Source organism: Anabaena subtropica FACHB-260, from assembly GCF_014697105.1.
Lineage (GTDB): Bacteria > Cyanobacteriota > Cyanobacteriia > Cyanobacteriales > Nostocaceae > Trichormus > Trichormus subtropicus.
Genome location: NZ_JACJRF010000023.1, coordinates 58,767 through 75,166, shown reverse-complemented (window position 1 = coordinate 75,166; position 16,400 = coordinate 58,767). Strand labels below are relative to the sequence as shown.

General features: G+C 39.5%; 11 protein-coding genes. 10 read left to right on the top strand and 1 reads right to left on the bottom strand.

The window, feature by feature from the left end; translation table 11 throughout:
• Window positions 1-93: 93 nt before the first annotated feature.
• On the bottom strand, window positions 94-2,460 hold the full coding sequence (locus H6G18_RS14500; RefSeq protein ID WP_190407808.1) for a WD40 repeat domain-containing protein: 2,367 nt from the start codon (window positions 2,458-2,460) through the stop codon (window positions 94-96).
• Between the two features lie 844 nt (window positions 2,461-3,304).
• Between H6G18_RS14500 and H6G18_RS14495 the strand changes: the two genes are divergently transcribed.
• The 10 genes from H6G18_RS14495 to H6G18_RS14450 all read left to right on the top strand — a co-directional run bounded on the left by H6G18_RS14495 (window position 3,305) and on the right by H6G18_RS14450 (window position 16,375).
• Window positions 3,305-4,408 (top strand): aromatic ring-hydroxylating dioxygenase subunit alpha, encoded by a 1,104-nt coding sequence (locus tag H6G18_RS14495; RefSeq protein WP_190407807.1) that lies wholly within the window; start codon window positions 3,305-3,307, stop codon window positions 4,406-4,408.
• 372 nt (window positions 4,409-4,780) lie between these two features.
• Complete coding sequence (gene rd, locus H6G18_RS14490) at window positions 4,781-4,945, top strand: rubredoxin (protein WP_190407806.1); 165 nt, start codon at window positions 4,781-4,783, stop codon at window positions 4,943-4,945.
• A gap of 51 nt (window positions 4,946-4,996) precedes the next feature.
• A complete protein-coding gene (locus tag H6G18_RS14485) occupies window positions 4,997-6,265 on the top strand; it encodes a BaiN/RdsA family NAD(P)/FAD-dependent oxidoreductase (RefSeq protein WP_190407805.1) in 1,269 nt (422 codons plus the stop codon).
• Window positions 6,266-6,861: 596 nt separating this feature from the next.
• Window positions 6,862-8,076: a glycosyltransferase gene (locus H6G18_RS14480; RefSeq protein ID WP_190407804.1), complete on the top strand. Its 1,215-nt coding sequence runs from the start codon at window positions 6,862-6,864 to the stop codon at window positions 8,074-8,076.
• Window positions 8,077-8,157: 81 nt separating this feature from the next.
• Window positions 8,158-9,348, top strand: coding sequence for a glycosyltransferase family 4 protein (locus H6G18_RS14475; RefSeq protein WP_190407818.1), 1,191 nt, complete (start codon window positions 8,158-8,160; stop codon window positions 9,346-9,348).
• 116 nt (window positions 9,349-9,464) lie between these two features.
• Window positions 9,465-11,648, top strand: coding sequence for a GumC family protein (locus tag H6G18_RS14470; protein ID WP_190407803.1), 2,184 nt, complete (start codon window positions 9,465-9,467; stop codon window positions 11,646-11,648).
• A 2-nt stretch (window positions 11,649-11,650) separates the two neighbouring features.
• Entirely contained in the window at window positions 11,651-13,069 is a 1,419-nt protein-coding gene (locus tag H6G18_RS14465; RefSeq protein ID WP_190407802.1) for an O-antigen ligase family protein, read from the top strand.
• A gap of 48 nt (window positions 13,070-13,117) precedes the next feature.
• On the top strand, window positions 13,118-14,197 hold the full coding sequence (locus H6G18_RS14460; RefSeq protein WP_190407801.1) for an acyltransferase family protein: 1,080 nt from the start codon (window positions 13,118-13,120) through the stop codon (window positions 14,195-14,197).
• 33 nt (window positions 14,198-14,230) lie between these two features.
• Window positions 14,231-15,412 carry a glycosyltransferase gene (locus tag H6G18_RS14455; RefSeq protein WP_190407800.1) on the top strand — a complete coding sequence of 394 codons (1,182 nt, stop codon included), beginning with the start codon at window positions 14,231-14,233 and terminating at the stop codon, window positions 15,410-15,412.
• Window positions 15,413-15,418: 6 nt separating this feature from the next.
• Window positions 15,419-16,375 (top strand): glycosyltransferase family 2 protein, encoded by a 957-nt coding sequence (locus tag H6G18_RS14450; RefSeq protein WP_190407799.1) that lies wholly within the window; start codon window positions 15,419-15,421, stop codon window positions 16,373-16,375.
• Window positions 16,376-16,400 lie beyond the last annotated feature (25 nt).

Here is a 16,400-nt window from a genome sequence, read left to right as displayed (position 1 = left end):
ATTTTATCTTAACTGTATTACTAACCCACTATAACAATAATGTTGGTGTTGCATAAATACAGGATGAACTGCATGAAGCCACAAAAGCCACAATTACAGTAACATTTTATCTATCTGCCAAATTTTGATGGTTTGATCAGCGCTACCACTGGCGAGGATTGTACCATTGGGACTGATGGCTACAGAATTGACTGATGCTGAATGTCCGGTGAGGGTGTGTAGTAGTTCGCCTGTGGAAATGCGCCAAATTTTGATGGTTGTATCAGCGCTACCACTAAAAAGAAATTGTCCATCTGGACTAGTTGTGAGGGATTTAATATCGCCTGAGTGTCCAGTTAAAGTATGCAGAATTTGACCTGTAATTAAATGCCAAATTTTGATGGTGGTATCGGCGCTACCACTAAATAAAAATTGTCCATCTCGACTGATGGCGATCGCTTTTACTTCACCATCATGGCTGTTAAGTGTGCGTAAAGGATCGCCTGTGCGGGGGTTCCACAGCCTGATTTTATTGTCGGAACTACCACTGGCGAGGATTGTACCATCTGGACTAATTGCTACGGCGTGAACGGCTGAGGAATGCCAAAGGGTGCAAATGCGATCGCCTACGGTGGGCGGAACGCCATCGCCTTTTTGCAGATTCCAGATTTTAATTTTATTACTACCACTAGCCAGAATCTGCCCATCTGGGCTAATAACTACGACATTTACAGGTTTTTGATGTCCTAAGAGGGTATGGAGTAGTTTACCTGTTTTTAAGTGCCAGACTTTGACGTTACTTCTGGGATGTACACCGCTACCAACGGCGAGAAAATTACCGTCGGGACTGATGGCTACGGATGAAACTTCTCCTAAATTATCTGTTAGGGTGCGAATGAGTTTACCAGTTTGCAAATTCCAGATATTAACTGTTTGATCGGTACAGCCACTAACTAAAACTTCAGCATCGGGGCTAATAGCTACAGATTTGACTTTACCGGAATGTCCTATGATTGTCTTGGTTAGGTCTGGGTATTCGAGGCTACGTTTGTATTTGAGTGTGGCGATCGCTTCTATAAGTTTCTCTACAGATTCTAGACTATGGCGATCGCCTATTACTGTGAAATATTCCCTGAGCTTTTGGATATATTCTTCGTCTTCTATCTTGACGGCTGACTGCATTGCTTCCAAGGGACTAGTGAATTGCTGTAATGAAACTTGACGCAGTTCTAACCATGTGTTTATGGAGTAGTCAACCTCTGCTTGCGCCCAAGAACTATCTGGTAAATGAGATAAACTCTGGGCTAACTGCACAGACAATTCTGGTATCCAGTAAAGTCGTTCTTTTTCTAGAGCTTGGTAAACTTGCTTGTAACTTGTAGTAATTGCTTGCAGTGATTGTAAATCAATAGCATCTTTGAGCAAACTTGGTAGTAACTCTGGTAATAGAGGTGGTACATCATAATTTACTAGATGATAAATATCGGCTACCCAAGCTGTAACTAAACAATGACAAGTGATTAATACTTGGCAAAGTTGTTCAATATCCTGCTGATTGACTCGATACTGTAAAGATAATTTAGTAATATCAATACCCTGTTTTTGCCATTTTTCTAACTTCTCTAAAATTGCTAAATTAAAAATGTTATCTTGACCCAACTGATTAATTTCTTCTATATCTGCACCTATTTCTAGCAATTCATTTCTGATTTTTCTCCACTCTAAAGCCCTATTTCTAGCTGAATTTTGGATAATTTCTTTATATGGTAAGCGGGAAATTGTCTTGTAATAGTATGTTCCCTGAGTCAAACCCCAATAGGCAATCCGAAAATTTAAATAATCTCCATCATTTTCTGATTCTAAAATTAATATCGGCTCTGTTTTGAGCATTCCAAACACAGCTTTAATACTTGATTCACTATGAAATCTTTTACTATCCCAGGCTCCAGCTAAAAATTCTGTAGGTCTAATGAGACTGTGGAGAGAGTAATTTTTATTGATAAACTCCCGTAAACCTTCAGCCAACATTAGCTCAATTTCCGAATGATTTTCTAATTTATTGTCAAACTTATCAAAATGAATTTTCGGAGGTGCAATGAAAATTTTTAGGGGTTTATGCCCATAATTATGATGAGAGTCTAAAATTTGTGATGGATACAATCTTAAAGGCCAGCTATCGAGTATTTTATTAACTTCTGGTAACTTTAACGCTGTATCTCTTTGTTGGTTTGCTATTTGGGCTTGTGTTTCTCGTTGGTAAGCTGCTAATTGCTGCTGTCGGAGCTTTTCTTGTTCAAAGCTTTTATGGGAATTATTATTTCCATTGATATTATTTACAGTTTCAACGAATCCTTCAATTAAGCTTGGGAGTTGATATTTTGTTGTAGTTAGACTGTCTTCACTCCTCTTGTGAATGATAGTTACAAACACAGGAGCAAACTCTAGTACTAGTTGAATTAGTAATTTTAACCCTGGTTCCATAGGGGATTCCTGTTAAATCAATCACATCAGTATTACGAAAAAACTGTATTAGCTGGTTGTCAGGTATTACTGGTACTATACCTTGCAGTTTGGTCAAGCTTCTCGTTCAATGCAACAATAAATAGATATTGTCATCATACTAATTGTAGATAACTTTGTTGCCCTGAGACATAATGAACCTGAAGAATAATACAATAGTTAGAATAATTGAAAAATCAGCAGATAATTAGCTAATATCTAGTTTTATGATAACAAATTCCGGTAAATACTGACTGTTGCTTGTGAAAGCATCCTTTTTTTTCAATTTTAACCTGATGATTTTACAAACAACATTTTTTATTTTTAATAATAACTTTTAAATACCAGACTGATGATAGAAATCATCTTTGATTTTAAAAAACTCAATATTGTATAAGGAGCTTTATTTTTCCTGATAAGAGTTCCTATTGTCTGCTACGCCATGTAAGTTAATAAATCAATCTGTATTGCTTACTATAGAGAAGCCAGAAGAAAAAATTAAGTGAATATAAGCTACTACAAAAACAAAGTCTACCTGGATTTAATTAAATGATCTATGCAGGTGAGTTTAGTCTGTATAGCTACTAAAATCATCACACAGTGGACAATCTCTACCCTATAGATACTGAGGTTTTTCAGCGTCAGCAAGGCTACACCAACAAGTATCAAATCAGATTGCTATATATAGTCTCACACCGAAATCAATCAACAGCTAAATCCGATTAATCATTAATTTGATTATCTATGCCAGTACCCAAAATCACTTTTTTTATAAATTGTCTATGTTATTCCTAGAGAAAATGCCTCACGGTCAGCGAAACCTCACATGGATGCCAATTCTCAGCAGATCAAAGCCACTTATAAACCTAAAGTTTTTAATAATTCAGAAAGTTTTATTGAAGGCTGGTATTGGGTAATACTATCTAATGATTTAGGGATAGGTGAAATTAAACCAATCACTCTTTTAGGTAGAGAACTAGCAATTTATCGTGGACAAGATAAACAAGTAGTTATTTGTGATGCTTACTGTCCACATATGGGCGCTCATCTTAGTGAAGGTATCGTTGAAGGTAATGAATTACGCTGTGCTTTCCATCACTGGAAATTTAATGCTGATGGTATATGTGTGGAGATTCCATGTTTAGAAGAACCTCTTTCACTAAAGTTAAAAACTTGGCCGACGATAGAGAAGTACGGAATAATCTGGATTTGGACTGGAGAAATACCAAGAGAATCTCTACCCTTCGTTCCAGAGTTAGAGTTTCAGGAGTGGGAGAGTGTTCTGGGTTCTCGGTTTGTGATGAATTGTCATCCTCATATAATGATGCTGAACGCTATTGATACGCAATATTTCCAAGCAGTTCAGACTTTAGATATTGGCTTTGAAAAACAAGAATTAAATCCAAATGCCATTATTTTTAGTAAATATAAAAGGCAGAATCATGATTTGCTTTTCAAAAAAATATTTCGCCCTTTATACAAAAATCCTATTTATAGTATTTGCTATTGGTATGGTAGTACATTCACTTTAACCGTAGGGACAGACTTAAGACGTTGCTATGTTATGTTGGCGTTGCGTCTAATCGAAGGGGAAAGAGTAGAAGTACAAACTATATTTTTCACCAAGAAGCGCAAAGGTTTACATGGTTGGTTATTTAATCATTTTATGTTGTGGCTGAGTAATTCTTTGGTGCAGGAATTGATTAATGATGAGAGAAAAATTTTGCAAACTATGCAGTTTAATCTCAAGACTCCTATCAAAGTAGATCAATCGATCATGCAATTAATCAATCATGTGGAACTGCAAAAACCTTTGACGTGGAAGTCCTGGCTATTAGCGCGATCGCCTACAGTGGGGCGTAGCCCATCGTCCGATACAGAGATTAAGGAAAATCAGACGAAATGGCGCGATGAGTTGACTAATGATTAAATAAATGTAAAAAGTAAAGACTTTTGCTTTTTTTTCAGTGAAGGTGGTTCCATAAAAAGAAGTGGCAAAGCCACTTCAGATTTCCCAGGTAGAACCTAAAAATGAGTATAACGACTAAAAAAATTTAAAATAGTATAAATTGTCACCAATTATTCTAGTTTTGGGCTAATAGAGCCTATGTCTAGTAGGAAAGTGTTGAATTCTGAGTAAACATTACTAAGTGAGCTTGTGGTGAAATTGTTTTAACCACAAACTCACTTTCGCGTAGCGTCCCGCAGGGAATGTAGAGAAGACACAGAGAGCAAAAGGGTTTTCAGTGGTGAATGACTATATATACTAAAGTCAGAACTGCGATGATCCAGGGAGAGGGGTATGGTAACTCATGTATGTAGTGTTTGCGGTTACGAGTATGATCCAGAAGTAGGTGATCCAGATAGTGGCATAGCTGCTGGTACATCTTTTGAAGATATCCCAGAAGATTGGGTGTGTCCGGTTTGTGGTGCGACGAAAGATTTATTTGAACCAGCCAATGGGTGATAATAACCGCTAGCCTAGAAAGTAGGTGATATAGAAGAGAAAGTTGGAAAATTGCTACCTTCAAAAATTGTAGTTGTTGGCGGTGGGGCCGCGGGATTCTTTGGTGCGATCGCTTGTGCTAGAGTCAACCCTCAAGCAGAAGTTGTGTTAATTGAAGCTAGTCGTCAAACATTGGCGAAAGTTAGTATTTCTGGCGGTGGGCGTTGTAATGTTACTCATGCTTGCTTTGAAGCGCATGAGTTAGTGCAGAATTATCCTAGAGGTGGTAAAGCGCTGAGAGGTGCTTTTGCACGCTTTCAGGCTCAAGATACAGTAGCTTGGTTTGCTGCTCAAGGTGTGCAGTTGAAAACTGAAGCTGATGGGCGGATGTTTCCCATTACAGATAGTTCAGAAACTATTGTCAATTGCTTGATGAATGCGGCTCAAGCAGCAGGGGTGGAATTGTTAACAGGAACTGCTGTTGTCTCAATTAAACAGTTACTTGGTAATCAGTTTGAGATTGTCTGCAAATCGGGAGAAAAGATAAAGTGCGATCGCCTCTTACTCGCTACAGGTAGCAGTCGCATCGGTTATCAACTAGCCCAAGAATTGGGACATCACATTGAATCGCCAGTACCGTCACTGTTTACCTTTAATATTTCTGAGGCCAAGCTACGTGCATTAGCTGGTATCAGTGTAAACCCGGCGCGGTTGCGGTTATGTGTTGGCGATCAATCAGCACTAGAACAAACTGGGCCATTGTTAATTACTCATTGGGGTTTGAGTGGCCCAGCCGTTCTCAAACTTTCGGCTTGGGGTGCAAGACTGTTGCACGAACATCATTATCAAGCAACTTTATTAGTGAATTGGTTGCCCGATTTTTCCCAAGAACAGGTACGACAAAAAATTTTAGCAGTCAAAAATGAATGGGGAAAGCGGGCGATCGCTTTACATCGTGGTGTTGATTTACCTCACCGTCTTTGGCAATACATTATCGCTCGTGTCGGTATTACCACAGATGATCGTTGGGCAGAATTACCCAATAAAACCTTAAATTTGCTAGTTCAAGAACTAACCCTGGGAAAATACTTAATTAATGGTAAGGGAGTCTTTAAAGAAGAATTTGTTACCTGTGGTGGTGTCAATCTCAAGGAAATTAACTTTAAGACGATGGAAAGTAAACTAGTGCCTAACCTTTACTTTGCTGGAGAGATTTTGGATATTGACGGCGTGACTGGTGGATTTAACTTTCAAAGTGCTTGGACAACAGGTTATTTGGCGGGAACAGCTATGGCCGAAAATAGCGCTGATACCAATTTAAAAGTCAAAATTCAAAATTAAATTAGTCTGGGTTCCAGTTAGTAGGGTGCGTCAGTGCAAGAAAACCTAGCGGTACCAATAAATTATTCATACTGACGCACCCAACCTAGTTGGATATTTTTTTATCTGGAAGTCCCTTATTGAGAAAGTGAAAGATATATATTAAGTAGTCATCACTCATTACTTGATTAAAAACCTACACTTGTCAGGTGGGGAGTAGGAAAGATGAAGACTCTTGTGAGGATAAGAGGTAATAGAGAATTATTGATACTCACAGCATCTCGAATTGAAAACCCAATGTACCAGCAACAACCAAGGACAACACGCATATTTCCGAGTGAATACACAAGTGTGATAAAGTTTTGATGAAGTTGATTTAAATTAATTTAATGAAACTGTCTGTTGCGTAAGTGCTTTACAAGTGTATATACTCTCTAAAATGTAAAATTTTTGTAAAGAGTGGAATGATTCAGTGACTTTTAAACCTAGAGATACTACGATGTACCTGTGTGTTACTAAGTAAAGCAGTTATATTTTTTACAACCGTTTTACGGTGTTTTCCCTGTTTAGTTTAATGTGAACTCGTGCGTTGATTAGGATCGTCTAGGGTGTGAGTAATGCGTAAACCAGTTTTAACAATTTTTTACCAGTTCAATCCCTGGCACACATCTATTGGAGGAATTCAGACATTAATAAACACATTTATTAAGTATGCCCCTAGTGAATTTGAAGTGCGACTGGTAGGAACAGCCAGCGATTCTAGTCAGACCCTTGGTAAATGGCAAGAAGCAGAATTTGCAGGTAGAGAAATTAGCTTTTTACCGATTCTGAAGTTAGAAGACGACAACATCAGAGGTTTAATTCCCACTACAGTTAAATACACGGCTGCGTTGTTCGGCCGCTCCCTGTCCTCGGATTTTATGCACTTTCATCGGCTTGAGCCTAGCTTGGCAGCGATGAACTGGCAGGGAGAAAAGACGATATTTATCCACAATGATATTCACACACAGATGCAAACTGTGGCTGACCGCAAAGCTATACTGTGGCGTAGATTCCCGGCTGCTTATTTTGCCCTAGAGAGTATATTAATCCGCCAGTTTAGTCAGGTTTTATCTTGTAACACTGATGCTGCACAGTTTTATCGGCAGCGTTATCCCCAATTACAAGACCGTGTAGAATTCATTAAAAACTCCTTTGACAACGAAGTTTTCTATTCTTGGAGTCAGTCACAACGGGAAGCTAATCGGCGCGAACTAGCTTTGCAGATGGGACTAGCCGAAGAAACTCGTTTTGTTCTATTTGCTGGTAGACTGCATCCACAAAAAGATCCAGTGTTGTTGGTACGTGCTTTCGCAACTTTAAATCAACCCGATACTCACCTCTTGATAGCAGGTGATGGAGAATTAGCGACACCAGTACGCCAAGAAATTGAACAGTTAGGATTGTCTAATCGGGTGACAATGCTGGGAGCATTGAAACAAAACGAACTGGCCAGGCTACATCGGCTCAGTAGTGCTTTTGTTCTCAGCAGTGCTTATGAAGGTTTACCCCTGGTTGTATTAGAAGCCTTGGCTAGTGGCACACCAGTAGTAACAACCAAATGCGGTGAAACTCCCAAGTTACTCAATCCCGATAGTGGTATTGTGTGTGAGCAAAGGACACCAGACTGTATAGCCGATGCTTTACGTCGGATACTGTTAAACTCACAAAATTATCCCAGTGAAGCCTGTGTACGCACAGCACAACCTTACGCTGCTCGTACTGTTGTCAGGGATGTTTATGGCGATATGTTAAATCGATGGGCATTAAAAGAATTCTCAGTAATTAGCTGACGAATCGGCAGTTTTATCCAACTGCCATGAATTTAGTGTGTTTCTTCATCAATGTAAATTGAAAAATTGAACATCATGACTATGAAAATTGCTGTGATTGGTGCAAAAGGTCTTCCCCCTAAACAGGGTGGCATTGAGCATTACTGTGCGGAAGTATATCCCCGAATAGTGGCACAAGGTCATAGTGTAGATTTATATGCTCGTTCTTCCTATACTGATACTCCTTGGCTGGGAAATTATGACTTTCAAGGTGTGCGAGTTATTTCCTTGCCTGGAATGGATGTCAGGGGAGCTGATGCGTTTGTCACCTCTGCATTAGGAGCGATCGCTGCGACAGCAGAAAGATATGATATCGTACATTTCCATGCTTTAGGCCCCTCTCTATTCACCTTTTTACCCAAAATTGCCAATTCAGCAAAAATTGTAGTCACTTGTCAGGGCTTAGATTGGCAACGTGCCAAATGGGGCAATTTCTCTACTCGCCTGATTCAAACTGGAGAAAAGGCAGCAGTCCGGTTTGCACACGGAATGGTTGTTGTCTCCGATGCTCTGAAAACCTACTTTGCTGAAACTTATGGACGGGAGACAGTTTATATCCCTAATGCTCCCGCAGGCTATGGTGAATCAGACCCCAATTTTACCTATGGTAAAAAACTCGGTCTAGAGCCAGGACGTTACATGATATTTTTAGGCAGAATCGTTCCAGAAAAGCGTCCCGACTTACTAATTGAAGCCTTCTCTAAATTACAACCATCTGGATGGAAACTAGTATTGGCTGGAGGTGTCAGTGATACCCAATCCTATACCGCCCAATTATTAGAAAAAGTCGCTAATAATCCCAATATTATCTTTGCAGGTGAACTCCGAGGACCCCGTTTATGGGAAATTGTGCGTAGTGCTGGAATGTTTGTTTTACCCTCTGATTTAGAGGGTTTACCTTTAGCAATGCTAGAGGCAATGCAAGAAGGTGTACCAGTAGTTGCTAGTGACATTCTGCCGCACCAACAATTAATTAATGGAGGTATGGGAACCCTATTTGAAGCTGGTAACACAGACTCTTTAGTTAGTTCCCTTGATTGGGCAATTCACCACCCCCAAGAAATAGCCACAATGGCTAAGAATGCCCAAAGAAATATCCAATTAAATTATAGTTGGGAACATATCACTGCGGAAAACCTCAAGTTATACAAAACACTTTTGCACTCATCTCAACCATTAGGTACATCGCAGCCTAAAGCAGTTAGTCTAGCTAGGGTTGGGAGCAAAGAATAATTGCAAAATTCAGCCATGAAAATGAAGAATATTTGGATTCGTAACTCCTAAATTCTTAATTACGAATTACGAATTACGAATTACAAATGTTTCCTAAAGAAACTAGGGTATGTGTAATGGGAAAAGGCATTTCAACCTTATTAGCAGTCTTGGGGCGCAGAGGCTTTCCGGCTCTGACTGTTTTTGCTGCTGTCATGGGAGCATCATTTGCCTACTTGCAAGTGACACCACGCTTATATGAAACATCAGCACGATTGATGCTGGATGATAAAAAGGCAAGTGTATCTGAATTAGGTCGTGACTTAACACAGATATCTTCTACAGGCGTTGGGCGTAACCCCTTGGCAGACCAAGCAGAATTGCTGAAGTCACAAACTGTGTTGCAACAGGCGATCGCGCAACTCAATCCGCAGATAAAAAATAGTTCAACTCAAAAAGAACTATCACCTTCAGAGATCAGGTCAAATTTGAAGGTGGTCATAGTCCCCGCGACGAACATTTTAGAGTTGAGATATCAAAGTTTAGATCCCAATCAAGCTGCTCAGGTTCTCAATGCTCTTTCTCAGGCAATGGTTGAAGAAAATATCAAAACCATTAGTTCCGAAGCTACTAAGGTCAGACAATTTTTGGCAGAGAAAGTCCCCATAGCGCGCCAACGCCTACTACAAGCAGAATTAGCGGAAACTAAATACCGACAACAAAGCGGTGTTGTGGCTGCCGATGACCAAACCAGAAGCTTAGTGGGTAGTTTGGCGGAACTGGAAAATCAAGAACGTACCCTAGCGGCGCAACTTCAGGAAACGCGATCGCGCGACGCATCTTTACGTCAAGTAACAGATGCGAAAAACATCAGTAGCGCCTACGCCTCCGTGAGAGAAGGTCAAGACGAACAACTAAAAGTCTTACGAGCCAAGTTAACTGATGTTGAAACCAAACTCATAGAAGCACGCACCAAATTTAAAGAAGCTCATCCCACAGTTTTGGATCTAATCCAGCAAAGAGATGAAATTCGGGCTTTGTATGGACAACAAATGCCTAGAGTGTCATCTAGTAATCAAACAGCTAATTTTAACGATTTGGCAAATGACCAAATTAGTCAAAACCTCATCTCTGAGTTAATCACTAACGATATTACGCGTTTGGCAGTAGAAAATAAGCTGAATGCTATCCAGAGAATGAGAGCCGATATTCAAAATCGTTTGGCACTCATCCCAATTCAACAGCAACCGTTGACTGTCCTCACCCGTCAACGAGAAGAGGCCTCAGAATCACTCAAGTTTCTCCAAAGCAAACTCGAAGAAGCACAAATTGCTGAGGCGCAGAAAGTTAGCAATATCCGCATTATTGAAACCGCCGGAGTCCCTGATTTACCCTCATCTCCCAAGCATACAGTTGTACTCGTTATCGCTGGGTTCTTTGGCAGTATCTTAGCTGTAGGTTTGGTATTGCTATTAGAACTGATGGATAATACCCTACACGATGCTTCAGAAGCCGAAGAGTTACTGCAACTACCGTTGTTGGGAGTATTACCGCGTCTACCTGCTACCAAACTTAGTCTAGAACCAGCCGAACAATTTCTCGATGACTTAGGTTTGGTTGAACCTTACCGGATGCTCTTAAAGAACCTGGAGTTCCGCAATCTTGACAATTTGCAGGTGATAGTTGTTAGCAGTCCCCTCTCTGGAGAAGGTAAGTCAGTCATAGTATCACATCTGGCTGCTGTTGCCGCCATGTTATCTCGACGGACATTAATTATAGATGCAGATTTGCGTAAGCCATCACAACACACGCTGTTTAACCTACCACCCAAACCAGGAATTACAGATGTAATTGATGGGACAAGACCTTTACTGAATGCGGTGCAGTCAACGGAGATAGAAAATCTTTCGGTGTTGACTTGTGGGGAATTAAGGGGAAGACCTTCACAGTTGCTAGAGTCAGAGGCGATGAAGGCGTTGGTGGCCGAAGCAGCACAACGCTACGATTTAGTGATTATCGATACTCCACCTTTGAGCGCCTGCGCTGATGCTTCCACATTGAGTCAGATGAGTGATGGAGTCATCCTTACCACACGCCCAGGTTTTACCCTCAAAGAGGTATTACAACGAGCTGTATCAGAACTCAACCAAAATCGTATCCCGATTTTGGGAGTAGTCGTCAATGGCATGACGAGTGGAACAGAAAAGTACTATCGCTATCCATCAGAGGAATATTCCTCGATATTATCTAGACCCTTGAAGCGAATAAAATCCCTGGGTAGTAGCGCCAGAAATTCATCCAACGATTCTAGCTCGAACTGAATATGTGGAATAATTATCAGCGCTCAATTAACTTTTCTGCTGTAGCCATCTGGCTGGGAGTGGTAATTGTCGGTTTAATTGCGGGGTTTGCTGCCAGTGCTAGTCCAGTTTTACCTGGTTTAGCAATAGTTTCATTAGTGATACTGGCTGTGTTTTTCAGAAACCTAGAGCAAGCCGTGTTGAGTGCTTTGATTATTCGCAGCGCTATAGATAGTATCATTTCTCCACCCCTACCCTCTGCTTTTGCGATCGCCATTGACATACTCACCTTGCTTTACGTCACAGTACTTTTATTTCGGAAACGTACTGTACATACTGATTGGTTGTGGTGGTTTCTGGTTGCTTGGATGTTTTTTCAGGCAATGTGGCTAGTTCTTTTGCCTATAGGTGGTCTAGGACTAGATGGTTCTGTTTTCGGAACTAGTCTACGAGAATGGGTTCGCTTGTTTTCCTGGCTGATGGTTTATTTACTAGTCATGCAGCTAAAAGGACGGATTCACCCGGAAACATTGATCAATATGCTGTTTTGGGCTTTAGTCATACCTCTGGCGATCGCACTTTTGCAAATGTTTGTGCCGGGAATTTTGCCATCCCATTTTGCACCTTTGTCTGGGATTGGCGAAGCTTTATCGGAAGGTTCTCGGATTAGAGGCAGTATTGGGCATCCCAATAGTTTTGCCACCTTCTTATTATTGTTTATTGGTCTTACCACCTGGAAGATAACTATAACTAAAGTACGCTGGCCTTGGCTACTTTTGCTAGGCTTACTTGCCTTCTTTTATGTCAGCACAAAGGCATTGTTTAGCTTGATGATGTTGGCAGTATTTATTCTGGTGTTCATTTCTCCCCGGTTAAGTTTATTGAAACTGATCGGCGCAGTATTTTTCTTGAGTTTAGTCATCATTCTCTTTGGTAGTACAGAGTTTGGACAACAACGCCTAGAATCAATAGGACAAACACCGCTTCTGAATCCCGATATAGATATCTGGCGAGCGATTCTCCTGTCTTATAGCGACAATAACAGCTTCAACTGGCGGATTGCTCAGTGGCACGAATTACTAGAAGCATGGAAACAGTACCCACTTCTAGGTTATGGGTTGGGGGTAACTACACATATTGCCAGTAATGGTTTATACGCACATAACGATTATGTCCGGGCGTTAACAGAAGGCGGAATTATCGGGTTAGTGAGTTTTATCGCCTTTTTTGGCGTACAGATAGGGCGAATTGTCGAATTAATGAAGCGATCGCTCTCTAATAAAACCCAAAATAGTCTGTGCTTGATTTTGTTAGCACTGATTTTAACAATGCCAGTAGGTATGATTACTGAAAATATCTGGAGTCATACCATGCTGTTCTTTTATTGGTTCACTTTAATCGCAGTCGCCGGTTGGGATTGGAATACAAAGCCAACAACATAAAAAACTGTCAATTCCTAGCCTAGTATTGAGAGAAAATGAGGAGAATCTATGCCTGATAATTCCCAAGTTAAGAAGAGACTTTATACTCTCCAATTATTACGTGGTTTGGCAGCAGTATTAGTAGTACTTGCTCATTGCGACCTGATATTTAATCAAAATTATGGTAAAGACTTTTTCTTTAAGATATTTAATTTTGGTGGTTCAGGTGTAGATTTTTTCTTTGTACTCAGTGGATTTATTATTGTCTATATTCATAAATACGAAATTGGTCATAGTAGCCAATTATTTCCTTTTTTATTCAAAAGATTTGCTCGTATCTACCCTATATATTGGGTATTTTTAATTTTAAAAATGTCTGCTTCTTTCATTTTTTCTTACAATCCAGAATCTACCGAGAGGAACTTTATCGAAATCATCAAAGCGTTTACTTTATTCCCCCAAGATAGAAACATTCTTTCGAGTAGCTTCTTAGGTGTAAGTTGGACTTTAAGTTATGAAATTCTATTTTACCTAATTTTTGCTCTATTCATTGGTTTCTCTAGCAGAATTGCTTACCCAATAGTTAGTATTTGGTTCTTAGGTGTCTTAGCAAATTTTGTGGGAATCATGCCATTACCAAAGGATAGTTTAATTCTTAATTTCGTTTTCAGTAGTTACAATATCGAATTTGCTCTAGGTTGTTTAGCAGCCTATTTGTTTGCCAAATACCAAATTAAGTGGGGGATGGCACTAATATCTGTAGGAGCTTTCCTTTATACCTTATCAGCAATAAATTACTATCACCAAATCGTCAGCATTTCCCAAGTAATTACCTTTGGCATTCCTTCTATGTTACTTTTACTAGGTTTCGCCTACATAGAAAATGTAAAAAATCTTCAGATTCCTAGATTGCTGGTGTATATAGGTGACGCATCTTATTCTATTTATCTAGCACATGGATTTGCTATCAATAACATTAGTAAAGTTGTCCAGAAGATTTATCCCAATATTACTGAAAATATTTTCTTGCTCAATAGCTTTGGTCTGGTAATATCCTGTATCTCTATCATGTTTGGCTGCCTAGTTTTTTCTTTGATTGAAAAGCCATTGATTATCAGCTTTAAACCTAAAAAAATAGCCAATGCTTGATTAGTCAATGAAAGCTTATTTTGATAGATAATAATGAAACAGCAAGTCATTGATTATAAGAACAACAATTATCTACCAACATCACCAGACAAAAAGCGTTATCGGGTTGTGTTGGTACATCCTAGTGCCGGAGTAAATTGGAGTGGTGGATCAGAAATTTTTGCCATCGAATTAGCGCGATATCTCAATTCCTACTTCGATGTGGAACTTTTGAGTGGCGTTGATTGTGGCTCTTTTTCCTCCCCGTCTGGTGGTATATCGCGCACACAAGCTTTTAAAATTGTGCGTCATCCACTTATTTCTGGAATCGTAAATAAATTTGCTAGCCATCCAGAAATAGTGATTGAACACTTCAGCAATTTTTTACCTTGCGCCATTCACCTATTAACGAAACCTGCTGATTTGATATTTCCCTGTAATGATTATGGTGGACTAGCAATGGCATCTTTTGTACGAGCTATCAAAGGTACACCAATACTTTTTACTGAACACGTCGGCTTAATGGGAGGAGGGAAATCATTAACACGTAACTTGCGTTTTCATCCTGATCAATTAGTAGTTTTTTCCGAAGAAACAGCAGCATTTGTTCGTAGTTTAGAACCGAACCAAAATGTAACTATTATCCCTAATGGTGTTGATGTTGAGAAGTTCACACCAGAAGGAAATCACATAGATTTTGGTTTGCCAAAACCTATTGTTTTGTGTGTCGCTTCTCTCAAGCGTAATAGCCATAAGCGGATCGAATTGGCTATGCAGGCAGTCGCACGATTACCCCAAGCGAGTTTATTATTATGTGGTGATGGTATTGATCGTGATTTCTTCCAAGCCAAAGGTAATGAATTATTAGGGGAGGAGCGTTTTCGTATTCAAAGTTTCCCCTATGAACAAATGCCGGAAGTTTATCGCAGTGCAGACGTATTTACCCTACCTTCAATTGATGAGCCATTTGGACTGGCTTATGTGGAAGCAATGGCTAGTGGTTTACCTGTAGTTGCTACCGATGATCAAATGCGTCGTCAGATTGTTGGTGATGCTGGCATAGTCTGTGATGTGACTAACCCTGATATTTATGCTGCGGCTATTGGAGAAATTTTAACTCAATATTGGCAAGTGAAACCGCGCCAGAATGCTCTAAGTTTTAGTTGGAAAAACATATCACTCAGCTATCGTGATTTAATTTTAGACACTATTCAAAATTATCAAAAAATTAAGTAGAAAAATATGCCAAAAGTTTCTATAGTGATTCCGGCTTACAATGCAATGGCTTATTTGCCAACAACATTAGAAACAGTTTTTCAACAAACCTTTACTGATTTTGAAATATTAATAATTAATGATGGCAGTTCCGACAATATTATTGACTGGGTGTCCAGTCTCACAGATTCTAGAATCCGCTTAATTACCCAAGAAAACCAAGGCTTAACTGGCGCACACAACACAGGTGTAATAGAAGCCAAAGGTGAATATATAGCATTTTTAGATGCTGATGATCTTTGGGAACCAAGCAAATTAGAAAAACAAGTCTCTTATTTAGATAAGAATCCAGAAGTCGGCTTAGTGGATACTTGGGTCATGTTAATCGATGAGGATGGAATATCTACAGGAACTGTACTTAAAACTAATGCCGAAGGTAATGTTTGGCAGCAAATTATTCAATGTCCTACTGTTGTCTGTGGTAGCTCTCCTTTAGTCCGCAACTCTTGTTTTCAAAAAGTAGGTTTATTTGATCCAGAAATGGGTGGTTCATCCGATTGGGATATGTGGATTCGGATTGCATATCGTTATGCTTTTGGCTTAATTAAAGAACCATTAACTCTTTATCGACAACATCGTAGTAGTATGTCAAAAAACTGCGATCGCGTTTTTCGAGAAAATCAATCTGTGATCGAAAAAACCTTTAAATCTGTACCACCAGAATTACAGAAACTAAAGCAACGTGCCTATGCTTTAGTTTATTTATATTTAGCATGGAGAGCTTTAGATAACCGCAACTATGAACAAGCTCTTTATTATCGTCAACAAGCCTACGCCAATGATCCTCAAGTAATTTATTCTAAGTCTGGCTTATCTCAAAAATTTGCCATAATTGTCACCCGTCTATTTGGTTCTTCAGGCTTAGATGGAGTCAGAAATATTAGTCGTTCCTTGCGAAGAAATATCCTAGCTTTAATACCTTAAATACTCTGTAAATCTTCATTAAATC

Coding starts and splice junctions, on each gene's coding strand:
- H6G18_RS14475 (WP_190407818.1), top strand. CDS start 8,158: ATGAAAATTGCTGTGATTGGTGCAAAAGGTCTTCCCCCTAAACAGGGT.
- H6G18_RS14465 (WP_190407802.1), top strand. CDS start 11,651: ATGTGGAATAATTATCAGCGCTCAATTAACTTTTCTGCTGTAGCCATC.
- H6G18_RS14460 (WP_190407801.1), top strand. CDS start 13,118: ATGCCTGATAATTCCCAAGTTAAGAAGAGACTTTATACTCTCCAATTA.
- H6G18_RS14480 (WP_190407804.1), top strand. CDS start 6,862: ATGCGTAAACCAGTTTTAACAATTTTTTACCAGTTCAATCCCTGGCAC.
- H6G18_RS14495 (WP_190407807.1), top strand. CDS start 3,305: ATGGATGCCAATTCTCAGCAGATCAAAGCCACTTATAAACCTAAAGTT.
- H6G18_RS14450 (WP_190407799.1), top strand. CDS start 15,419: ATGCCAAAAGTTTCTATAGTGATTCCGGCTTACAATGCAATGGCTTAT.
- H6G18_RS14470 (WP_190407803.1), top strand. CDS start 9,465: ATGGGAAAAGGCATTTCAACCTTATTAGCAGTCTTGGGGCGCAGAGGC.
- H6G18_RS14500 (WP_190407808.1), bottom strand. CDS start 2,460: ATGGAACCAGGGTTAAAATTACTAATTCAACTAGTACTAGAGTTTGCT.
- H6G18_RS14455 (WP_190407800.1), top strand. CDS start 14,231: ATGAAACAGCAAGTCATTGATTATAAGAACAACAATTATCTACCAACA.
- rd (WP_190407806.1), top strand. CDS start 4,781: ATGGTAACTCATGTATGTAGTGTTTGCGGTTACGAGTATGATCCAGAA.